Raw genomic sequence first — 21662 nt, 5'->3', positions numbered from 1 at the left:
TTCTAGTCGCCGTACTCAACCGAGGAGTCACCCCATCATGTCCGACGACCTGCGCACACCCGTCCGCGAGTTCATCTCCGCCAAGTTCCCGCAGATCACCCTCGCCGACGACGAGGACATCTTCGCCCTGGGCTTCGTCAACTCGCTCTTCGCCATGGAGCTGGTCATGTTCGTGGAGAAGACGTTCGGCGTCCGGGTGCCCAACGAGGAGCTGAACCTCGACAACTTCCGCACCCTCGACGCGATGGCGGCCCTGGTGCGCGGCATCACCGAGGGCGCGCGCCTCTCGGCCAAGTGACCAGGAGGACACCATGACCGTCTCCCTGACGGAACCGCACGACACCACCGCGACCGCCCCGGACGACGTCCGCGCGTTCGTCGACGCCGAGATCGTGCCGTACGCGGACGAGTGGGACCAGGACGAGCGTCTGCCCGAGAAGATCCTGCACCGGATCGGCGAACTCGGCCTGTGGGCCCCGTTCCTGCCGCCCGAGGCCGGTGGCGTCGCGATGGACTGGTCGACGCTCGGCCGCGTCCACGAGGAGGTCGGCCGCGGCTGCTCGTCCGTGCGCAGCTTCCTGACCGTGCACACGATGGTGACCTGGACCGTCCAGCGCTGGGGCACCGAAGGGCAGCGCGAGCGGTGGCTGCCGCGGCTCGCGACGGGCGAGGTGCTCGGCGCCTTCTGCCTGACCGAACCGGACAGCGGCAGCGACGCCTCCGCCTCCGGCACGGTGGCCGAGAAGACCGGGTCCGGCTGGGTCATCTCGGGCGAGAAGAAGTGGATGACCGCGGGCCAGGTCGCCGGGCTGCTCCTGGTGTTCTGCCGCACCGGCGACGGCATGAGCGCCTTCCTGGTGCCCGCCGACAACCCCGGAGTGGAGATCACCCCCCTCACCGGCGTCATGGGCACCCGGGCGAGCATGCTCGCCGGGATCAGGCTGCGCGACGTACGGGTGGGCCCGGACGCCCTGATCGGCCCGCCCGGCTGGGCGGCGGGCACGGTGATGACCGGAGCGCTCGACCTCGGCCGGTACAGCGTCGCCTGCGGCTGCGTGGGCGTCGTCCAGGCCTGCCTGGACGCCTGCGTCGACTACACCTCACGGCGCCGGGTCCGCGAGGGCCTGCTCAGCGAACTCCAGCTCATCCGGCGGAAGATCACCGACATGGTCGTCAGCAGCCGCTCATCGCGGCTGCTGTGCGCGGAGGCCGGGCGCCTGAAGGACGCCGACGACCCGGCGACGATCATGGCGACCTGGGTGGCCAAGTACCAGGCGTCGCTCGCGGCGACCGCCGCCGCCAGCGACGCCGTGCAGATCCACGGCGCCAACGGCTTCAGCTCCGAGCACCCGGCCGCGCGCCTGTACCGCGACGCCAAGGTCGCGGAGGTCATCGAGGGCAGCACCGAGCTCCAGCAGCTCACCATCGCGACAGAGGCCTACCGGGAGGTGGCACGGTGAACGCCGGCCAGAGCGTGCGCAGCAGGACCGACGCCAAGCCCCGGCAGGGGCGGATCAAGTGCGTCGTGTGGGACCTGGACAACACCCTGTGGGACGGGGTGCTCCTGGAGGAGGGCCGGGTGTCCGTGCGCCCCGAGGTCGTCGCCGAGATCCAGCGGCTCGACGAACTCGGCGTCCTGCACTCCATCGCGAGCCGCAACGACCACGGCGCCGCCATGGAGTGCCTCAAGGACCACGGGCTCGCGGACTACTTCCTCTATCCGCAGATCAACTGGAACCCCAAGTCGAGCTCCGTGGAGCAGATCGCCACCTCGCTCAACATCGGCCTGGACGCCCTCGCGTTCGTCGACGACCAGCCCTTCGAGCGGGCCGAGGTGGAGCACGCCCTGCCGGCCGTCCTCACCGTGGACGTCGCCGATCTCCCCGAAGCCCTCCACGCGCCGGAGTTCCGCCCCAAGTTCGTCACCGACGAGTCGCGCATACGCCGCGAGATGTACCGCAGCGCCGCCCTGCGCGAGCAGATAGAGGAGGACTACACCGGAACGAACGAGGAGTTCCTCGCCACCCTCGACATGCGCTTCACCATCGCCGAGGCCCAGCGCGAGGACCTCCAGCGCGCCGAGGAACTGACCGTACGCACCAACCAGCTCAACTCCACGGGCCGCACCTACTCGTACGAGGAACTCGACGCGCTGCGCCAGTCCCCGGACCATCTGCTCCTGGTGGCCGGGCTCACCGACCGCTACGGCACCTACGGCAAGATCGGCCTGGCCCTGATCGAGCGGGGCAAGCCCGCCTGGCACCTGCGGATGCTCCTGATGTCCTGCCGGGTGATGGCCCGCGGCGTGGGCACCGTGCTGCTCAACCACATCATGCGCCTCGCCCGTGAGGACGGCGCCGTCCTGCGGGCGGACTTCGTGGAGACGGGCCGCAACCGGGTCATGTACGTCACCTACGCCTTCGGCGGCTTCCGCGAGGCCGAACGCGACGGCAACCGCCTCGTCCTGGAGTCCGACCTGCGGCAGATCCAGCCCCCGCCGGACTATCTGACGGTCGAGGTGGTGCGATGAGCGACCACGTGGAGGACGCCCCGCTGGACATGCGGTCCGCCGCGTGTCCGGCGGGGGCGTGGCTGCCCTTCGGCGAACCCTCCCTTTCGCGCCCCCGGCTGTACTGCTTTCCCAGCGCCGGTGCCAGCGCGGCGAGCTTCGCGCCCTGGCGCCGGTTCGCGCCCGGCGGCGTCACGGTCTGCCCCGTGCAGCCGCCGGGCCGCGCGGAGCGCTTCAGGGAGCCGCCCTACGACCGCTCCGACGCGCTCGTCGACGACCTGGCACACGCCCTGAAGGACCAGTTCACGGGCGTGTACGCGCTCTACGGCCACAGCCTCGGCGCCCTGGTCGCCTTCGAACTGGCCCGGCGCCTGCGGCGCGCGGGCGCCCCGCCCCCCGTCCATGTGTTCGCCTCGGGCCGGGCGGCGCCGCACCTGCCCGACGTGCGCCGCCCCCTGCGCGACCTGCCCGCCGACGAACTCATCCGCGCGGTCGCGGGCATGGGCGGCACCCCCGAGGAGGTGCTGCGCGCCAGCGACGTCATGGACCTGCTCCTGCCGCTGCTCCGCGCGGACCTGACGGTCAACGAGACGTACGCCTACCAGGACGAACCGCCGCTGAGCAGCCCGCTGACCGTCTTCGGCGGGCGGCGGGACCCGCGCGCGGACGAGGCCGAGATCCTGGCCTGGGAGAGCCTGACGACCGGGGCCTTCCAGGCCCGGATGTTCCCCGGAGGGCACTTCTTCATCAACGAGCGCGCCGAGGAAATGATGGAGGTGATGACGCGAGCTTTGCGCACGTGAACGCCTCCGCGCGAGGGAAAGTCCACGGCCCGGTCCGGGTGGGCCGCATCGAGGGACGACTCCCCCCGTCCACGGCCGCGCAGCGGTGCGGTCCCCCCACTCCCGGAGGCGACACATGACTCCCACACATCCACCGGCACGCGGAGTTGACATGGACGACGGGGAGAGGTGCCCGTACATGCCGCAGCAGACCAGAGCCGTGGCCGTGCTCCCCGACGAGACCGAGGCCCGCTGGCGCGCCACGCGCCGCGGCCGTCTCGGCTGGTACGGCTACGACTGGGCCAACTCGGTCTTCACCACGTCCGTCACCTCGATCTTCTTCGGCCCGTACATCACCGACGTCAGCGAGAACGCCGCCGACGCCGACGGCTATCTCCACCCCTTGGGGATACCCGTGCTCGCCGGGTCCTTCTACCCGTACGTCTCGGCCCTTTCCGTCCTGCTCCAGGTCTTCGTCCTGCCGCTGGCCGCGGCCCTCACCGAACGCCACGACAAGGGCCGCCTGCTCGCGGTGTTCGCCGTCGTCGGCGCCTGTGCGGCATCCGGGATGTACGCGATCGGGAACGCGGACTACGCCCTTGGCGGCCTGCTGTACGTGGCGGCGAACATGTCGCTCGGCGCCTCGGTCATGGTCGCCAACACCTATCTGCCCGTCCTCGCCTCGCCCGAGCGCCAGGACCGCATGTCCACCGAGGGCTCGGCGGCCGGCTTCCTCAGCAGCGGCCTGCTGCTCCTCATCGCCCTCGTGCTGTACGCCAACCACGAGGCGCTCGGCCTCGCGGAGAGCCATGCCATCCGGCTGATCCTGCTCGTCACCGGCCTGTGGTGGCTGCTGTTCGGCATGGTGTCGGTGTGGCTCCTGCGCGGCTACGGCAGCCCACCGGCGGTGCCCACCGGCGCCCCGGGCCCGCCGCGCGGGGGCGTCTACCGGGCGGCGCTCACCACGGTGCGCCACCTGTGGACCCTGCCGGGCGCCGGGTGGTTCCTCATCGCGTTCCTGCTCTACAACAACGGCATGCAGGCCGTGACCGCCCTGGTGGGGACGTTCGCGGTGCAGGAGATCGGCATCACCCAGGGCGACCTCGTCGTCGCCGTCCTCGCGGTCCAGTTCGTCGCGTTCGCGGGCGCCCTGGTGGCGGGGCGCCTCGCCGAGCGGCACAGCGGCCGCGCGGTGCTGCTCGGCTTCGTCCTCGTCTGGATCCTCACGGTGATCGCGGGCGCGCTCATCCCCGACGGGTCCTTCGGCGCCTTCCTCGGCCTGTGCGTCGGGGCGGGCTTCGTGGTCGGCGGCACCTACGCGCTGTCCCGCTCGGTCTTCATCAAGCTGGTGCCCCAGGACCGTGCGGCGGAATACTTCGGCGTCTTCGAGACGGTCAACCGCTGCCTCGCCTTCCTCGGCACGGCCGGGTTCGGTTTCGCCCTGCAGTGGACGGGAAGCTACCGCGTCGCCTGGCTGTCCCTCCTGGTGTTCTTCGTGTCCGGGGCCGTGGTCCTGGTCCTCGGGGCCAGGTCCGGCGGCGGGGGCGGACCCCACCGAAAGGACTCGACCCATGGGTGACAGCGCACCCGCACCTCGCCGCCGCGTCCTGCTCACCGAGGCCTCCAGCGCCTCGGCCAGGGAGATCCTGACCGTGCTCGGACGCCACGGGCACGAGGTGGGCGTGATGGACAGCGGGGGCCTCGCCTTCACCGCGCTGTCCCGCTGGGTGAAGCACCGCCACAAGAGCCCCCGGTTCTCCGCCGACCCGGCCCGCTACCTCGACGCGCTGCGCCGGACCCTGGCGCGCCACCCCTACGACGTCCTGCTGCCCACCCACGAGCAGCTGGTGGCGCTGTCCCGGCACCGCGAGGAGTTCCGCGCCCTCGGCGTCGGCCTCGCGGTGCCCGGCTTCGACGCGGTGCGCAGGGCGCAGGACAAGGCCGAGGCCGTCCGGGTCCTCGACGCGCTCGAACTGCCCCAGCCCGACACCGCGCTGGTGCGGGACGAGGGTGAACTCCTCGCCCAGAAAGAGCGGTTGCCCCTCTACGTCAAGCTGTCGGTGGCGACGTCAAGCCGGGGCGTGTGGCGGGCCGACGAGCCCGAGGACCTCTCCCGGATCGCCGCGCTGCCCGTGGTGCGGGACGTCTTCGCCCACGGCGGCGAAGTGCTCGCGCAACTGGCCGTGCCGGGGCCCGTCGTCATGGTCCAGGCGCTGTTCGACCAGGGCGCGCTCGTCGGCGCCCACACGGCGCTGCGCAGACGCGAAGGCGTGCAGGGCAGCGCCGCCGCCAAGGAGTCGGTGGCCCTGCCCGAGGTCGCCGGGCACCTCGCCGCGCTGGGCGCCGCCCTCGACTGGCACGGCCCCCTGTCCCTGGACGCGGTCCTCGACCCGGAGGCGGGCCGGGTGCGCTACATCGACGTCAACCCCCGCCTGGTGGAGCCGGTCAACGCCGAACTCGCCGGTGTCGACCTGGTGCGGCGCTGGCTCGCCCTCGCGTGCGGCGAACCGGCCGGGCCGCCGCCGGTGGCCCGCCCCGGCGTCCGCACCCACATGCTGCTCATGGCGGTCGTACGGCACGCGGAGGCGGGCCGGGGACGGCGCGCGGTGCTGCGGGAGCTGGCCCAGGCCGCGGCCCGGCGCGGCTGGTACGCGCACAGCCAGGAGGAACTCCTGCCGCTGCGCTCCGATCCGGGCGGCGCGCTGCTCCTTGGCGCCGTCAGCGCGTGCCTGCTCGTCTCGCCCCGGGTGTGGCAGCGTCTCGCGGGCATCGGCGCGCCCGCCCACGCCCTGTCCGCGGCGGGCTGGAGACAGCTCCTGGAGGCCGAGGCGCGCTGACGCGGCAGCGGCCCCGGTCGGGTCCGGTTCGCCGGGGCGCCACGCCGTTGCCTACGCTGACGACGTGACGGACGACCGCAGACCACTCGCCGTGTTCGACCTCGACGGCACCCTCGCCGACACCGCGCACCGCCAGCGCTTCTTGGAGCGCGCGCCGCGCGACTGGGACGCGTTCTTCGCGGCCGCGCCGCACGACCCGCCGCTGGCGCGCGGCGTGGACCTCGCGCGGGAGAGCGCAGAGGAGTGCGAGGTGGTGTATCTGACGGGGCGGCCGGAGCGGTGCCGGGCCGACACCGAGGCGTGGCTGGCCGCCCAGGGGCTGCCCGCGGGCCGGATCTGGATGCGCCGCGATAACGACCGGCGGCCCGCGCGCCGCACCAAGCTGGAGATCCTGCGGCGCCTCGCACGCACCCGCGACGTACGCGTCCTCGTGGACGACGACGAGCTGGTGTGCGACGACGCCGAGCGGGCCGGGTTCACCGTGGTGCGGGCGCGGTGGGCGCGATCGTCGGCGGCGCTGAAGGACGCCCAGGAGCGCGAGGGGCGCACCTGAGCGGGTGGGCGTACGGGTGACGGGGTCAGCCCGCGTCCTCCAGGCGGAAGCCGACCTTCAGGCCCACCTGGTAGTGCTTGATCTCGCCGTTCTCGATGTGGCCGCGCACCTGCGTGACCTCGAACCAGTCCAGGCCGCGCAGCGTCTGCGCGGCGCGGGTGACGCCGTTGCGGATGGCCTGGTCGACGCCTTCGTGCGAGGTGCCGACGATCTCGGTGACCCGGTAGGTGTGCTCGGACATGAGGGGGCATCCCTTCTCCGCGGCGGTGCGGGCTGTCCCCCACGGTAGTGCCGTGGCGCTCCGGGGGCCTCCTGACGGAAGTTCCGCAAGGGTCTTGACCAATGTCCTGGTCCGTACCAAAATCCCACACACCCGTTCGAGCGCAGCTCTTCCCCACGTCGGGCACCCTTCCTCCATGCTGTCCGCAGCCAGAAAGTGACCGACGTGAACGCGCGCCTCAGACGTACTTCCCTCGCCCTCTCTCTGACCTTCGCCGCCACCGCCCTGCTGCCCGGCTGCGGTGTGCTGCCCGGTGGCGGGGACGACAAGAGCACCGTCACCGTCTGGCTGATGAAGGGCAGCGCCTCCGAGGGCTTCCTGAAGCGGTTCACCGAGGACTTCGAGAAGCAGCACGGCGACATCGACCTGGACATCCGCGTCCACGAATGGACCGGCATCGGCCCCAAGGTGCAGAAGGCCCTGAAGAACGAGGACGGGCCCGACGTCATCGAGGTCGGCAACACCCAGGTCGCCCAGTACGTCGACCACGGGGGCCTGGAGGACCTCACCCTGGAGGCGGCGCGCGACCTCGGCATGGAGGACTGGCTGCCCGGCCTCGCGGAGCCCGGGCGCTACCGGGGCGCCCAGTACGGCGTGCCCTGGTACGCGGCCAACCGCGTCGTCATCTACAACAAGGACCTCTTCGCCCAGGCCGGCGTCAAGCCGCCGAAGACCCGGCAGCAGTGGCTCACCGCCACCGCGCGCCTCAACTCCGGCGGCAACCAGGGCATCTACCTCGCCGGACAGGACTGGTACACGCTCGCCGGGTTCATCTGGGACGAGGGCGGCGACCTCGCCAAGGAGAAGGGCGGCCTCTGGCGCGGCGGCCTGCACTCCCCGGCCGCGCTGCGCGGCATGGACTTCTACCGCCAGCTCCAGGCGCTCGGCGAGGGGCCCAAGGACGCCGACGAGGAACACCCGCCGCAGGCCGGGGTGTTCGCCAAGGGCGGCATCGCACAGCTCATCGCGGTGCCCGGCACGGTCCGCACCATCGAGGCGGCCAACCCCGAACTCAAGGGGAAACTCGGCTACTTCCCGATCCCCGGCAAGAGCGCCGCCAAGCCGGGCGCGGTCTTCACCGGCGGCTCCGACCTGGTGGTGCGGGAGGGCACCGACGAGCGCAAGGCGGCCGTCGAGGTCGTCAAGGCCCTCGCGGGCGAGAAGTGGCAGAAGGACCTGGCCCGCACGATGGACTACGTGCCCAACAAGACCACCCTCGCCTCCGTCGTCTCCGGCAAGGAGGGCGTCGCCGCGATGGCGGCCGGGGCCGCGCGGGGCCGGGCGACGCCCGCCTCGCCGCGCTGGGCGCTTGTGGAGGCCGACAACCCGGTCAAGACGTACATGTCGAAGGTCCTCGCCGGGGGCGACGCGGCGGCCGAGGCCAAGAAGGCCTCGGACCGGATCACGAAGACGCTGGACGACGGCGGCCGCTGAGCGCGGTCACCGGGCCCCGGCGGACGCCCCCCGTGAAGGAGTCGTCCGCCGGGACCCGTCCTCAGGTCGTGCTCAGGCGGCCGTGCTCAGGGACAGCGCGAACCGGCCGCGCTCGTCCGTCCACCAGTGGGTCAGCTCCAGGCCCGCGGCGGCCAGTTCGGACCGCACGCCCGCCTCGCGGAACTTCGCGGAGACCTCCGTGCGCAGGTCCTCGCCCCGCTCGAAGTCGACCGCGAGGTCAAGGGCGGGGATCTTCACCGTCTGCGAGAGCCGGGACCGCAGCCGCATCTCGATCCACTCCCGCTCGCGGTCCCAGACCGCGACGTGGCTGAACGCCTCGGGGTCGAAGTCCGCGCCGAGCTCGCGGTTGACGACGTGCAGGACGTTCTTGTTGAACGCTGCGGTCACACCCGCCCCGTCGTCGTACGCCGATACGAGCACCGACTCGTCCTTGACCAGGTCCGTGCCGAGCAGCAGCGCGTCACCGGGCGAGAGCAGACCCCGTACCGAGGCGAGGAACGCGGCGCGTTCGGCGGGCAGCAGGTTGCCGATCGTGCCGCCGAGGAACGCCACCAGGCGCGGCCCCGGCGCGTCCGGCAGCGCCAGGCTCCGGGTGAAGTCGGCGATCAGCGCGTGCACCCGCAGGCCGGGCCGCTCGGCGAGCAGCGTGTTCGCGGCTCCGGTGAGCGCCGACTCGCTGACGTCGACGGGCACGTACGTGTCCAGGTGGGCCAGCGCGTCGATGAGGTGCCGGGTCTTCTCCGAGGAGCCGGAGCCGAGCTCCACGAGGGTGCGCGCGCCGGTGGCCGCGGCGATCGACGCCGACCGGGCGAGAAGGATCTCGCGCTCGGCGCGCGTCGGGTAGTACTCGGGCAGCGTGGTGATCTCGTCGAACAGGACGCTGCCGCGGGCGTCGTAGAACCACTTGGGCGGGAGCGTCTTGGGCGACTGGGTGAGGCCGTGCAGGACGTCGGCGCGCAGCGCGGCGCCGGTGGCGTCCTCGGGCAGGGTGCGGGTCAGCAGGAACGGGCTCACGCGGGTGGCTCCTTGAGCGGGGTGAGAAGGACTTCCTTGGGCGACGCGGACACCAGCGTGCGGTCGGGGACCTCGTGCCAGCGCGGGTCGTCGTCGTACGGCTCCGAGGCCACGACGGTGTGGCGGCCGGGGTCGTTGAGGTACCAGAGGCTGTCGCCCCAGGCGGTCGCGGCGATCGTGTCGCCGTCCGTGAGCAGCAGGTTGAGGCGCGAGCCCGGCGCCGCGGCCGCGACCGCGCCGACGGTGTCCGCGAGCGCCCGCGGCGTGGGCGCCCCGCTCCGCAGCCGGTTCAGCACGAGCCGCCACACGAGGGCGGAGTCGCAGCGCGCCTCAAGGGCGAGCAGATCGGCGGGCGGCAGGTCCGCGGCGATCGGCACAAGGGCGTCGGGCCAGCCGGTCACGGCGCCGTTGTGGCTGAACAGCCAGCGGTCCTCGGCGAACGGCGCGGCCGCGGCCTCGCCGTCCGCGCTCGCCACGGTCGCGTCGCGCACCGCGGCGAGCACCGCGTGCGAACGCACCACGCGGGCGAGGTCCGCGAACGACTGGTCGCCCCAGATCGGCCCGGAGCGGCGGTAGCGCGCGGGCACCGGGTCCCCTTGCGCGTACCAGCCCACGCCGAAGCCGTCGGCGTTGACCGTGCCGTGCCGCTGGTGCCGCGGCGCCCACGACTGCCGGAACAGGCCGTGCGCGGGCGCCACCAGGAGCGCGCCCAGGGACTCGGGGTCGCCCGTATAGGCGAGATGACGGCACATCAGACGAGCTCCGCGGCGAGCTCGGCGGCCGTGGCGTCGCGGGCCGTGCGGAAGCCGGAGAAGATCTGCCGCCGCACCGGGTGGTCCCAGTTGCGGAACGTGCCCCGGCACGCGACGGCGTCCACGGAGAACGCGCCGCCGCGCAGGACCTTGTAGTCGCCGCCGAAGAACACCTCCGAGTACTCGCGGTAGGGGAAGGCGACGAAGCCCGGGTACGGCAGGAAGTCGCTCGCCGTCCACTCCCACACGTCGCCGATCAGCTGGCGCACCCCGAGCGGCGACGCGCCCCGCGGATAGCTGCCCGCGGGCGCCGGGCGCAGATGGCGCTGCCCCAGGTTCGCGTGCCCGGGCGCGGGGTCCTCGTCCCCCCACGGGTAGCGCGTCGAGCGGTCCTCGCCGGGGTGGTGGCGCGCGGCCTTCTCCCACTCCGCCTCCGTGGGCAGCCGCCGTCCGGCCCAGCGCGCGTACGCGTCCGCCTCGTACCAGCTGACGTGCAGCACCGGCTCGTCGGCGGGCACCGGCTCGATCCGGCCGAAGCGCCGCCGGAGCCACTCGCCGCCCTCGCGCCGCCAGAACAGCGGCGCGCTCAGCTCGTGCTCGCGGACCATCCGCCAGCCCCGCTCGTGCCACCAGCGCGGCTCGTCATAGCCGCCGCCGTCGATGAAGCGCTGGTAGGCGGCGTTCGTCACCGGCGTGGTGTCGAGGAAGAACGGTGCGACCAGGCGCCGGTGCGCGGGGCGCTCGTTGTCGAGCGCCCACGGCTCGGTGGAGGTGCCCATGGTGAACGTGCCGCCGGGTACGAGGACTTCGGCCGGTCCTTCGAAGGGGGCGACGGGCTCCGGGTCGGGCGCGGTGAGCGCCGGGGCGCCCGCCCGTAGCTGATGGGTGATCAGCATGGTTTCGTCGTGCTGCTGTTCGTGCTGGGCGATCATCCCGAAGGCGAAGCCCGCGTCGGTGAGCCGCCCCGCGTCTACGGCGCCTTCGGTGCCGTCGGGGCCGCCCGCGAACGGGCCGCCCTCGGTGAACGGCGCGCTGTGCAGGACCTCGAGCGCCCGCCCCCGCACCTCGGCGGCGTACCGGCGGGCCTCGTCCGGCGCGAGCAGCGGCAGCGAGGGGCGGGCGGCGCGCGGGTGCTCGAACGCGTCGTACAGCGAGTCGATCTCGGGCCGAAGCGCCTCGCGGCCGCCGACCACCCGCAGCAGCCACTGCTCCTCCTGGTTGCCGATGTGGGCGAGGTCCCACACCAGCGGAGACATCAGCGGCGAGTGCTGCGCGGTCAGTTCGCCGTCCTCGACGCACCCGGTGAGCAGCCCCGTCCGCTCGCGCGCCGCGCCGAGCGCGGCCAGCGCCCGCGCCCGCAGGACGTCCGGGTCCGCGAGGTCGGGGGCGGCGGCGGGGCCGGCGGGGGAGCGGTGCGCGGCCCCGTGCGGGGAACCGGTCATGGGTGTACGTCCTTCCCCGGGGAGAGCGCCCCGTGTGCGGTCAGTTCGTCGAGCAGGTCGTCGGCGGGGCAGCGGCCCCGGGCCACGTACCGGTCGGCGTGCGCGGCGACCGCCGACACCACAGCGGGCGCGGCGCCCACCCTCGGCAGCGCCTCCAGGGCCGCGGCGAAGCAGGCGGCCGCCGCGTCCCGCAGCTCGGGGTCGGCGAGCCCTTGGCGGGCCGCGTCCAGCCACAGCGGACTGTGCGGCGCCGGTGTCGCCCCCGCCCGCTCGGCCAGCGGCTTCACGGCGCGATAGGCCGTCTCGGCGGCCTGCGCGTCGTCGAACAGCGCGCTGGTCACCGCGAGCGGCACCACCCAGCCGTCGTCGCCGGGCTGCGCGTCGACCATGCGCAGCTCCAGGTGCCCGCGCGGTCTGACCGGCGGGAACAGCGTGGTGAGGTGGTAGTCGAGGTCACCGCGGGTGGGCGGCCGTGGCAGGCCGGAGCGCACCCAGGACCGGAACGTCAGGCCCTGGGGCACCAGCCACGGCACGCCGTCCGCGGCCCCGGCGGTTCCGTTGTTCTCGGGCGTACGCACACACATCACCGGCGCGTCCAGGGCGTGCCGCGCCCAGGCCGCCCGCGGCTCCTCGTCGAGCGCGGGAGCGCCCGACCTGCCGGGGTCGATGCCCGCCCACACGGCCTGCCGGGTCGAGCGCCAGCCGGTGGAACGGCCGTCCTGGACGGGCGAGTTGGCGAACGCGGCGACCAGCACGGGCCCGAGCAGATGCGCGAGCCGCCAGCGCCGCGCGAAGCCCAGCGGCCCCGGCTCCTCGTACCCGGCGTCCACACAGATCTGCACCGACGCCGTGGAGCACATCATGCGGCGGCCCGCGCCGCCGCCCCGGTCGAACCAGGACTCCATCGCCACGTAGCGCGGCTCGCGCAGCACCCGCGTCGGGGCGCGCCACGGGTCGGCGCCCAGGCCGGTGAGGGTCAGATCCAGGGGGCGGAGCGCCTCGCGGACGACGGCCAGATCGGCCGATACGGCGGACACGCACTCCATGAGCGAGGCGGCGGGCAGCGAGCTGAGCTCCAGCTGACCGCCGGGTTCGACGGTGACCGCCGAGGTGAGGGGCCGGGTCCGCAGCGCCGCGCGGGCGGCGTCGACGCGGGCGGACGTGAGGGGAAGGCGCTCGGAGCGCCGGTCGTGGACGAGCCATTCCAACTCGACGCCGAGGGCCGTGGGCGGCCCGTTCTTGAAGCAGATGCCGCGCACCAGGGCCTCGACCTCGGCCTCGGTGACGGCATCGCCACCGCGCGCGCGACGGCGCGTACAGTCTCCTTCTGGCATGTCGGGGGTCCTCCTGTCCCGGGCGGTCCGGGTGGCGTACCCGGACAGCGCTCGTAACACCCAAGACCTTGAAGCTATTTCGCACAAGACGGCCCCGGGTGGCCGGGAAATGCCGTCGCGGTGAACGACGGCCGCGTCCCGCCGTCGATCCCCGCACCGCACGGGGGATTCCTTCCAATACACCACGCGCGTGCGCTGCACGCACGGGATGGCTGATTCGGCCCGCCTGACCCACCCGCCCGCGGTGACCGGGCGCTCTGGGGCGCGCGGTCAGCCGTCCGTGCCGGGGTTCTCGTACTGGTACTGCTCCGCCAGGTCGTCGAAGTCGTGGCCGCGGGCCGCGCCCAGGACCGTCGGGTGCGCGGCGCCCACCCGGGCCCGGACGCGGTCGCGCACCTCCGCGGCCTTCGTCTCCGTCGCGAAGATCCCGAGCACCAGCGAGCCGTTCTCGCCCAGCGTGAAGCCCCAGGGCACCTCACAGGGGCCCGTGTGGTCCTCGACCGGACACAGCAGCCGGGCCAGGGGCTCCTGGAGCGCGAGCGCCGCCTGGGTGTCGGCGAACCCGTGAATGTGGATCTCGTAGAGCTGCACCCGCCCGACCGTAGACGGCCCCACGGCGGCCCGCACCGCAATTTCCCCCGCCCCGGGCCCGGCGCCCGCGCTCGCGGTGTCGCGGGCCCCGCGCTCACGGCGTCGCGCGCGCCTCCGGCAGTGGCTCGGGCCACTGCTCGTGCCAGCGCAGGTCGTCCTCCAGCTGCGCCGCGAGCGAGAGCAGCAGCGGCTCGCTGCCCGCGGGGCCGAGCAGCTGCGCCCCGACGGGGAGCCCGCCCGCGACCCGGCCCGCGGGCACGTTCACCCCCGGCCAGCCGAGCACGTTCCACGGCCACGCGTACGGGCACGCCGCGATCATCGCCTGGTCGGTGCGCCACCCGCTGAGCCGCGCGAGCGTGCCCACGCGCGGCGGCGGCGTCGCCGTGGTGGGCGCGAGGACCACGTCGTAGGTGTCGAAGACGGCGCCGACGCGGCGGTGCAGGGTCGCCTCGGCCCGGCGTGAGAGCCTGAGCGGCGCGCCGCTCAGGAGCCGCCCGAGGCGCGCGGCGTCCCTCGTGCGCGGGTCGAGCAGCGAGGGGTCGGGCACCTGCCGCACCCAGTCGGCGACCCCCGCCGTCGCCCGGGGCACGAAGGCGAGCCCGATCTGGCCGTAGCGCGGGTCGGCCTCCGCCACCTCGTGCCCGAGCGCGGCCAGCCGCTCGGCGAGGCCCACCACCGCCCCGCGCACCAGCGGGTGCAGCCGCTTGGGCGTGGCCGTGAACGGCATCCGCAGCGAGAGGGCCACGCGCAGCCGTCCCGGGGCGCGCGTCGCGGCCTGCGCGGCGCGCACCGGCGAAGGACGGTGCGGGTCGTCGGCGTGGTTGCCGCTCGCCGCGTCCAGGAGCAGCGCCGCGTCGGCCACCGTGCGGGCGAGCGGGCCGTTGACGGTGATGCCGTTGAACGCCTCCGGCCACGGCCAGGTCGAGATGCGCCCGCGCTGCGGCTTGATCCCGACCAGATGCGTCCACGCCGCCGGGATGCGCACCGAGCCCGCGCCGTCCGAGCCGAGCGCCGCGGGCACGAGCCCGGCGGCCACCGCGGCGGCAGAGCCGCCCGACGAACCGCCCGGTGTGCGGCCGGTGTTCCACGGGTTGCGGGTGTCGCCGAACGCGGGCCCCTCCGTGAACGGCCACTGCCCGAGCTCGCACGTGTTGGTCTTGCCGACGATCACGGCACCGGCCGCGCGCAGCCTGCGCACCGCCTCCGCGTCCGCGGCCTTGGGCGGGAAGGCGCCGGGGCAGCCGAACGCCGTCGGCTCGCCCGCCACGTCCGTGTCGTCCTTCACCGCGATCGGCACCCCGAGCAGCGGGGCGCGCGCCCCCGCCGCCAGGCGCGCGTCGGCGGCGTCCGCCTCGGCGAGCGCGGCCTCGGCGCGCACCACGCGGAACGCGTTGAGCACGGGCTGCGTGGCCGAGATCCGGGCGAGCGCGCGCTCGGTCAGCTCCCGCGCGGACACCTCGCCCGCGGCGAGGGCACGCGCGGTCTCCGCGAGGCCCGCGGAACGTTCAGCGGTCATGTGGGGGGCACCTTCGTTCGGGTGGCGGTGGCGGTGGCGGTGGCGGTGGCGGTGGCGGTGGCGGTGGCGGTGGCGGTGGTGCGGGTGAGGGCGGGGCAGGCGGGGGCCGCTGCCGTTCGGCGCTGCGCCTTACCGCACGGTAGCTTCCGACGGGCCAACGCGGAATCGCAGCGGCCCAGTTGACCCCCTCAGCCGCGTGCGCGGCGTGCCGCGGCGGGGGCCCACGCGCGCGGCGTGTGCCCCCTCGGCCGGGACGCGTGTGCGCGTAAGGCGGCGCGTGTGAGCCGCCGCGCTACCGGCCCCGGCGGCGTGCGCGGCCGTGCCCCGTCGCCTGCCCGGCAGCGCCCCCGCGCCCGCCTGGGTGCGCCCCGGGACCGTCTGGAAGGATTGCCCTGTCATGGTGCAGATACCGCAGCAGCAGCCCGCGTCGGGCGCGGCGTCAGGACCGCCGGACCCGTCGACCGATCCCCTCACGCGGGGCGCCGCGCACCCCGTGCCGCACTCCGTTCCGACCAGCGCGGACGTCGCACGCCTCGCGGGCGTCTCCCGCGCGACCGTCAGCTACGTCCTGAACAACACCAGCGCCGTGCGCATCAGCGAGCCCACGCGCCGCCGCGTCCTCGAAGCCGCCAAGGAGCTCGGGTACGTTCCGCACGCCGCCGCCCGCAGCCTGCGCGCGGGCCACACCCGCATGGTCCTGATGCCCACGCCCCAGATTCCCGTGGGCCCCCTCTTCAGCCGGTTCTTCAGCGAACTGCAGTGGGCGCTCAGCCGGTTCGACTACACCGTCGTGCAGTACGGCAGCCTCGGCCTGACCGGCGAGGAGGCCGCCCGTGCCTGGGCCGAGCTGCGCCCGGTCGCCGTCCTCGCGCCGGACGCGACGGCGCTCGGCGCCCGCGGCGTGGCCGTCCTCAAGCGCTCCGGCGCCAAGGCCGTGTTCACGCTCGGCCCGCAGCGCGCCGAGGGCGCGCACGCGCTCCTGATGGACCAGCGCCTGGTCGGGCGCAGCGCCGCCGAGCACCTGCTGACCCGCGGCCGTCGCCGCATCGGCGTCGTCGTCCCCGAGGAACCCGGCCTCGAACCCTTCTCACGGCCGCGCCTCGACGGGGTCCGCACCACCGTGCGCGGCGCCCCCGAGGGCCGCGTCACCGAGCTGCCCCTCGGCTACGGGGAGGAGTCCGCCGCCCGGCTCGCGGGCCGCTGGCGCGGCCTCGGCCTCGACGCCGTCTTCGCGTACAACGACGAGTACGCGATGCTCCTCATGCGCGCCCTCCAGGACGAGGGCATACGCGTCCCCGACGACACCGCCGTCGTCGGCGCCGACGACCTCATGCTCGCCCGGCTGCTCCGCCCGCGCCTGAGCAGCGTCAGCATCGAACTTCTCTCGGGCCGCGGCCTCGCCGAGCTCGTCGACCGCGTGGTGCGCGAGCCCGGGGCGCGGCCGGAGGTCCACGACGTGCTCGGCGCGAGCGTCGTGCACCGCGAGTCCAGCTGAGCGCCCCGGGCCCAGCCCTCACCCCAGATCCAGGCGGACCCGGCGGACCGCGGTCTTCGCCCTACTGCCCCTGTTCGTTCTTCTGCTGCTCCGCGACCGACTTGCGGACCTCGTCCATGTCCAGCTTGCGGGCCTGCCCGATGACGTCCTCGAGGGCGGCCTCCGGCAGCGCGCCGGGCTGCGCGAACACCGCGACCCGGTCCCGGACGATCATCAGGGTCGGGATCGACTGGATGCCGAACGCGGCCGCGAGCTCCGGCTGCGCCTCGGTGTCGACCTTGCCGAAGACCAGGTCCGGATTGGCCTCGGCGGCCTTCTCGTAGACCGGCGCGAACTGGCGGCACGGACCGCACCAGGACGCCCAGAAGTCGATCAGGACGAAGTCGTGCTCCGTCATCGTCTGGTCGAAGTTTTCCTTCGTGAGCTCCACGGTCGTGCTCATGATGCGTCTCTCTTCCTGATGGGGGCGAAGCCGTCGTGCACAACGGCCGCGGCGACGGCCGTATTCCGCGCGCGTACCCGTGTGGCCACGCCGCACACCTGGTACCAGACTGGGCCCATGACGCAATCCACGGACGCCACCGGCGCAGCGGACACCAGCACATACGACGTCGTGGTCCTCGGGGCCGGACCAGTGGGGGAGAACGTCGCCGACCGGGCGCGCGCGGCGGGGCTGAGCGCGGCGGTCGTGGAGAGCGAGCTCGTCGGCGGCGAGTGCTCGTACTGGGCCTGCATGCCGAGCAAGGCCCTGCTGCGCCCCGTGGTGGCCCGCGCCGACGCCCGCCGCGTGCCCGGCCTGCGCCAGCTGGCCGAAGGACCCCTCGACGCCCCCGCGGTCCTCGCCCACCGCGACGCCTACGCCTCGCACTGGAAGGACGACGGCCAGGTCGGGTGGCTGGACTCGATCGGCGTGGACCTGTACCGCGGCCACGGCCGCATCGCGGGCACCCGCGAGGTGACCGTCACCGCCGCCGACGGCTCCGTCACCCGGCTGCGGGCCCGGCACGCCGTCGCCGTCTGCACCGGCAGCCGCGCCGTCGTCCCCGACCTGCCCGGCGTCGCCGACGCGCGGCCGTGGACCAGCCGCGAGGCGACCAGCGCCGACCACGTGCCCGGGCGGCTCGTCGTGGTCGGCGGCGGCGTGGTCGGCGTGGAGATGGCCACCGTCTGGCAGGCCCTCGGCTCCCAGGTGACGCTGCTCGTGCGCGGCGAAGGGCTGCTGCCCAAGATGGAGCCGTTCGCCGGGGAACTCGTCGCCGACGCGCTGCGCGAGGCGGGCGCGGACGTGCGCGTCGGCGCCTCGGTGACGGCGGTGCGCCGCACCGGGGCCACGGTCACCGTCGAACTCGGTGACGGCGGCCTCGTCGAGGCCGACGAGGTGCTCTTCGCCACCGGCCGCGCCCCGCGCACCGACGACCTCGGCCTGGACACGGTCGGCCTGGAGGCGGGCGCCTGGCTGCCCGTCGACGACAGCTGCCGGGTGACCGGAAGCGACTGGCTGTACGCGGTGGGCGACGTGAACCACCGGGCGCTGTTGACCCACCAGGGCAAGTACCAGGCCCGGGTCGCGGGCGCCGCGATCGCCGCCCGCGCGCAGGGCGTCCCGCTCCTGGAGACCGACCGCTGGGGCGCCCACAGCGCCACCGCCGACCACGACGCGGTCCCGCAGGTCGTCTTCACCGACCCCGAGGCGGCGTCGGCGGGCCTGACCCTCGCCGCCGCCGAGGAGGCGGGCCACCGCGTCCGCGCCGTCGACTACGACCTCGCGTCCGTGGCCGGGGCGGGCCTGTACGCCGACGGCTACCGCGGCCGCGCCCGCATGGTCGTCGACCTCGACCGCGAGATCGTCCTCGGCGTCACCTTCGTCGGCCCCGGCGTGGGCGAGCTCATCCACTCGGCCACGGTCGCCATCGCGGGCGAGGTCCCGGTCGACCGGCTGTGGCACGCGGTCCCGGCCTACCCGACGATCAGCGAGGTGTGGCTGCGGCTCCTGGAGACCTACCGCGGCTGAGGAGGAGATTCCCGCCGCGCCACCGATGAGTTCCGGGCGCGGCGGGGGTCTACCCCGGCATGAACACACAGATTCTCGCGATTCCCGGCGCCGCCCTCACCTACGACGTCATCGGCCCGCTGCCGACCGCCGACGGGCGGCCGCCGCTTTTGATGATCGGCCAGCCCATGGACGCCAGCGGCTTCCGCGCCCTGGCCGCGCACTTCACCGACCGCACCGTGGTCACGTACGACCCGCGCGGCCTCGGCCGCAGCACCCGTGACGACGGCCGCACCGACCACGACCCCGCCCTCCAGGCCGACGACGTGCACGCCCTGATCGAGGCGCTCGGCGCGGGCCCGGTCGAGCTGTTCGCGAGCAGCGGCGGCGCGGTGACGGCGCTGGCCCTGGTCACGGCGTACCCCGAGGACGTGACCACCCTGGTGGCGCACGAGCCGCCGCTGTTCGCGGTGCTCCCCGACGCCGACGCCGCCCTGCGCGCCCGCGCCGCCATCCGCGACGCCTACGAGGCGAAGGGCTGGGGCGCGGGCATGGCCGCCTTCCTCGCGCTGACCGCGTGGCAGGGCGAGTTCACCGACGCCTACTTCGCCGCGCCCCCGGCCGACCCCGCCGCCATGGGGCTGCCCACCGAGGACGACGGCTCCCGCGCGGACCCGCTGCTCTCCGACCTGTCCTGGGCGGTCAGCGGCTACCGCCCCGACACCGCCGCGCTCACCGCGGCGCCGACGCGGATCGTGGTCGCGGTGGGCGAGGAGTCCCGGGGCACGGTCACCGGACGGACCGCCGACGCCCTCGCCGCTCTGCTCGGCCAGTCCGCCACGGTGTTCCCCAGCCACCACGGCGGCTTCCTCGACGGCGAGTTCGGCTACCCCGGCCAGCCCGAGGCGTTCGCCCGCACGCTGCGCACGGTCCTCGACGACGCGTGAGCACCCCGCCGCACGGGCCCTAGGGTCCTTCTGATGGATCTCCGTGGCGTCGCGTCGCCCGGCACGCACTCTCGCCGCACCGGACGAAAGCCCAAGTAGCTCCGCTACGAGGACTTCCGCCCGGCACGCCGAGAGCACGCACCGAACGCCGCTCCTTCACCCACGGAGATCCACCAGAAGGACCCTAGGCGGGCCGCCCGCTCCGGCGCGGGCGCCCCGCCCGCAGCTCCGCCCGTTCGTGTTCGTCCATGGCGCCCCACACGCCGGACGTCTGCCCGGAGCAGAGCGCGTACGCGAGGCACTGACGCGCCACCGGGCAGCGGCGGCAGACCCGTTTGGCCTCCTCCTGGTCCCGTTCGGCCGGACCCGTGGTGCCCACGGGGAAGAAGAGCTCAGGATCCTCACGCACACACGCGGCCCGCTGGATCCAGTCCTGTCGCAGGGGTACCGACTCCATGCGGCCCCGGGTTCCCGGGGACCCGGGCGCCAAACGGTGTCGCCCGGAGATGTCTGGCGGATACCCGGGCACTGCCGATAAAGGCCGCCGCGATTCCGACGACGAAGGAGAGAAGCGGCTCGGGCCCAACGGGAACTAATCCGCTTTAGTTAGCGGTGGCGAGAATTCGTCCATACGGGAGGGAAGAGGGCTATCGGCTCGCCGCGGCGGACGTCTCGGCGCTTCGCGCGGCTCGCTCCGCCGTCGCGGCCCCGCCCCGCGCCGGTCCTGGAACCGACGCCGCGACGGTGGCCCCGCCGCCCGCGCCGCCGCCGGAACGCGAGCGCCGCACCGCCCGCCGCAGCCAGCCGCGCGCCCGCCCTGGCAGCCGCCGCAAGGCCCCCCGGCGGCGCCCCGAGCGCAGCTCGGCGAAGAGGCGCTCGTGCCGGGCGGCGATCGGCTCGGGGTCGTAGCGGCGGGCGCTCTCCAGGGCGGCGGCGCCCATCGCCCGGCGCAGCGGCGCGTCCTCGATCAGTTCGAGCAGGGCCTTGGCGAGCGCGGCCTCGTCGCCCGGCGGCACCAGTCTGCCGTCGTGGCCGTCGCGGATGATCTCCGCAGGGCCGAGCGGGCAGTCGGTGCTCACCACCGGAACCCCGCAGCGCATGGCCTCCACCAGCGTCATGCCGAACGACTCGGCGTCGGACGCCGACGCGACGATGGACGCCTCGGCGAACTCCGGCTCGATCGGGGACCGCACCCCCATCAACTCCGCCCGCCCGGTCAGCCCCAGGCCCTCGATGACCCGTTCGAGCTCCTCCTTCTGGCCGCCGCCCCCGTAGATCCGAAGACGCCAGTCGGGATGCCGCTCGGCGACCGTCGCGAACGCCGCCACCAGGAGGTCGAACCGCTTGCCCGGCACGAGCCGTCCGGCCGCGGCGATCACCTTCGCGGTGCCGTCGGCGGGCAGGACCGGCGGCGGGGGCACCATGTTCGGCACGCTCAGGACGCGCACGCCCGGCAGCGGCATCCGCGCGCGGTAGACCGCCGCGTCGGCCTCGGTCGTCGTCACCAGCGCGTCCAGGGAGCGGTAGTGGCGGGCCAGTTGGGCGCGCAGGCGCTTGCTGTGCGCGTCGTGGCGCAGGTGCTCCTGGCCGATCCTGAGCGCCCGGCGCGGGCCGAACCGGGCGAGGTAGACGTTGATCCCGGGCCGCGTCCCGATGATCACATCCGCGTCGCAGTCGCGCAGATACGCCGCCACGCGCACGTCGTGCAGCCGCGAGTACTGGTGGTGGCGCCGCTCCGCCGAGGGGAACGCCACGGCGGGCTGCTCGAACAGCGGGTCCGCGGTGTCCGGGTTCCCGGCCCGCAGGTCCACCAGCGGCACGAGCGCGACGCGCGGGTCGACCTCGAAGCGCGGCCACTCGCGGTGGCGCATCAGCGAGACGATCGTGACGTCATGGCGCTCGGACAACGCGGACGCGAGGTTGAGGGTGGTGCGGATGGTGCCCCCCACGCCGTACACGTTGTGCAGCAGGAACACGACCTTCAGAGCCTTCATGCGGAGCTTTCCCCTCGGCGGTGCTCGACAGATCCGCGCGCGGGTCGGGGCGCGCGGCGAAAAGACAGCGACTGAATCGAAAGCCACCTTCCCGCGCCCGGGTAAGCCGGGATTCCGGCCACGGTGAGAGGACGGTAAGAACGCGGGCCGGCGTCGGCGGAAATGGGGCGG

21 protein-coding genes are annotated in these 21662 nt (G+C 74.3%); 11 read left to right on the top strand and 10 right to left on the bottom strand.

Annotated features, from left to right (window positions below; genetic code table 11):
- The first annotated feature begins 37 nt into the window (after window positions 1-37).
- From AC07A4_RS22540 to AC07A4_RS22510, 7 genes are all read left to right on the top strand, one after another.
- A complete protein-coding gene (locus AC07A4_RS22540; protein WP_478601426.1) occupies window positions 38-298 on the top strand; it encodes an acyl carrier protein in 261 nt (86 codons plus the stop codon).
- Window positions 299-311: 13 nt separating this feature from the next.
- The gene (locus tag AC07A4_RS22535; protein WP_478601424.1) at window positions 312-1460 is read left to right on the top strand and encodes an acyl-CoA dehydrogenase family protein; all 1149 of its coding nucleotides are present in this window, start codon (window positions 312-314) and stop codon (window positions 1458-1460) included.
- Window positions 1457-2530 carry an HAD-IIIC family phosphatase gene (locus AC07A4_RS22530; RefSeq protein WP_478601422.1) on the top strand — a complete coding sequence of 358 codons (1074 nt, stop codon included), beginning with the start codon at window positions 1457-1459 and terminating at the stop codon, window positions 2528-2530. Before AC07A4_RS22535 ends, AC07A4_RS22530 begins: the two co-directional genes overlap by 4 nt.
- A complete protein-coding gene (locus tag AC07A4_RS22525) occupies window positions 2527-3312 on the top strand; it encodes a thioesterase II family protein (RefSeq protein WP_478601420.1) in 786 nt (261 codons plus the stop codon). The genes AC07A4_RS22530 and AC07A4_RS22525 overlap by 4 nt, the downstream gene beginning before the upstream one ends.
- A 178-nt stretch (window positions 3313-3490) precedes the next feature.
- Entirely contained in the window at window positions 3491-4870 is a 1380-nt protein-coding gene (locus tag AC07A4_RS22520; RefSeq protein WP_478601418.1) for an MFS transporter, read from the top strand.
- Window positions 4863-6128 (top strand): hypothetical protein, encoded by a 1266-nt coding sequence (locus tag AC07A4_RS22515; RefSeq protein ID WP_478601416.1) that lies wholly within the window; start codon window positions 4863-4865, stop codon window positions 6126-6128. Before AC07A4_RS22520 ends, AC07A4_RS22515 begins: the two co-directional genes overlap by 8 nt.
- A 64-nt stretch (window positions 6129-6192) precedes the next feature.
- On the top strand, window positions 6193-6681 hold the full coding sequence (locus AC07A4_RS22510) for a phosphatase domain-containing protein (RefSeq protein ID WP_478601414.1): 489 nt from the start codon (window positions 6193-6195) through the stop codon (window positions 6679-6681).
- A gap of 25 nt (window positions 6682-6706) precedes the next feature.
- Here the strand turns inward: AC07A4_RS22510 and AC07A4_RS22505 are convergent, their stop codons facing one another.
- Window positions 6707-6922: a dodecin gene (locus AC07A4_RS22505; protein ID WP_478601412.1), complete on the bottom strand. Its 216-nt coding sequence runs from the start codon at window positions 6920-6922 to the stop codon at window positions 6707-6709.
- Between the two features lie 195 nt (window positions 6923-7117).
- On the opposite strand from AC07A4_RS22505, the gene AC07A4_RS22500 reads away from it, so the two are divergent.
- Complete coding sequence (locus AC07A4_RS22500; RefSeq protein ID WP_478601410.1) at window positions 7118-8395, top strand: extracellular solute-binding protein; 1278 nt, start codon at window positions 7118-7120, stop codon at window positions 8393-8395.
- Window positions 8396-8467: 72 nt separating this feature from the next.
- Here the strand turns inward: AC07A4_RS22500 and egtD are convergent, their stop codons facing one another.
- The 6 genes from egtD to AC07A4_RS22470 form a co-directional block, all read right to left on the bottom strand.
- Complete coding sequence (gene egtD / locus AC07A4_RS22495) at window positions 8468-9430, bottom strand: L-histidine N(alpha)-methyltransferase (RefSeq protein ID WP_478601408.1); 963 nt, start codon at window positions 9428-9430, stop codon at window positions 8468-8470.
- Window positions 9427-10182, bottom strand: a complete 756-nt coding sequence (gene egtC, locus AC07A4_RS22490; RefSeq protein ID WP_478601406.1) for an ergothioneine biosynthesis protein EgtC — start codon at window positions 10180-10182, stop codon at window positions 9427-9429. The genes egtD and egtC overlap by 4 nt, the downstream gene beginning before the upstream one ends.
- Entirely contained in the window at window positions 10182-11624 is a 1443-nt protein-coding gene (egtB, locus tag AC07A4_RS22485) for an ergothioneine biosynthesis protein EgtB (protein ID WP_478601404.1), read from the bottom strand. The genes egtC and egtB overlap by 1 nt, the downstream gene beginning before the upstream one ends.
- A complete protein-coding gene (gene egtA / locus AC07A4_RS22480; RefSeq protein ID WP_478601402.1) occupies window positions 11621-12958 on the bottom strand; it encodes an ergothioneine biosynthesis glutamate--cysteine ligase EgtA in 1338 nt (445 codons plus the stop codon). The genes egtB and egtA overlap by 4 nt, the downstream gene beginning before the upstream one ends.
- Window positions 12959-13228: 270 nt before the next feature.
- Window positions 13229-13549 carry a hypothetical protein gene (locus AC07A4_RS22475; protein ID WP_478601400.1) on the bottom strand — a complete coding sequence of 107 codons (321 nt, stop codon included), beginning with the start codon at window positions 13547-13549 and terminating at the stop codon, window positions 13229-13231.
- A 94-nt stretch (window positions 13550-13643) separates the two neighbouring features.
- The gene (locus AC07A4_RS22470) at window positions 13644-15065 is read right to left on the bottom strand and encodes an amidase (RefSeq protein WP_478601398.1); all 1422 of its coding nucleotides are present in this window, start codon (window positions 15063-15065) and stop codon (window positions 13644-13646) included.
- Window positions 15066-15462: 397 nt separating this feature from the next.
- Between AC07A4_RS22470 and AC07A4_RS22465 the strand changes: the two genes are divergently transcribed.
- Complete coding sequence (locus AC07A4_RS22465) at window positions 15463-16560, top strand: LacI family DNA-binding transcriptional regulator (RefSeq protein WP_478601396.1); 1098 nt, start codon at window positions 15463-15465, stop codon at window positions 16558-16560.
- A gap of 61 nt (window positions 16561-16621) precedes the next feature.
- On the opposite strand, the gene trxA is transcribed toward AC07A4_RS22465, so the two are convergent.
- Window positions 16622-17002 carry a thioredoxin gene (gene trxA, locus AC07A4_RS22460; RefSeq protein WP_478601394.1) on the bottom strand — a complete coding sequence of 127 codons (381 nt, stop codon included), beginning with the start codon at window positions 17000-17002 and terminating at the stop codon, window positions 16622-16624.
- Window positions 17003-17119: 117 nt separating this feature from the next.
- Here trxA and AC07A4_RS22455 point away from each other — a divergent pair, with 117 nt between their 5' ends.
- Window positions 17120-18571, top strand: a complete 1452-nt coding sequence (locus AC07A4_RS22455) for a dihydrolipoyl dehydrogenase family protein (protein WP_478601392.1) — start codon at window positions 17120-17122, stop codon at window positions 18569-18571.
- A 59-nt stretch (window positions 18572-18630) separates the two neighbouring features.
- On the top strand, window positions 18631-19497 hold the full coding sequence (locus AC07A4_RS22450; RefSeq protein ID WP_478601390.1) for an alpha/beta fold hydrolase: 867 nt from the start codon (window positions 18631-18633) through the stop codon (window positions 19495-19497).
- 184 nt (window positions 19498-19681) lie between these two features.
- Here the strand turns inward: AC07A4_RS22450 and AC07A4_RS22445 are convergent, their stop codons facing one another.
- The gene (locus AC07A4_RS22445) at window positions 19682-19954 is read right to left on the bottom strand and encodes a WhiB family transcriptional regulator (RefSeq protein ID WP_478601388.1); all 273 of its coding nucleotides are present in this window, start codon (window positions 19952-19954) and stop codon (window positions 19682-19684) included.
- Window positions 19955-20144: 190 nt separating this feature from the next.
- Complete coding sequence (locus AC07A4_RS22440) at window positions 20145-21482, bottom strand: glycosyltransferase family 4 protein (RefSeq protein WP_478601699.1); 1338 nt, start codon at window positions 21480-21482, stop codon at window positions 20145-20147.
- Window positions 21483-21662 lie beyond the last annotated feature (180 nt).

Source organism: Streptomyces sp. NPDC043996, assembly GCF_056435225.1.
This window is presented reverse-complemented; position numbering and strand designations above follow the sequence as displayed.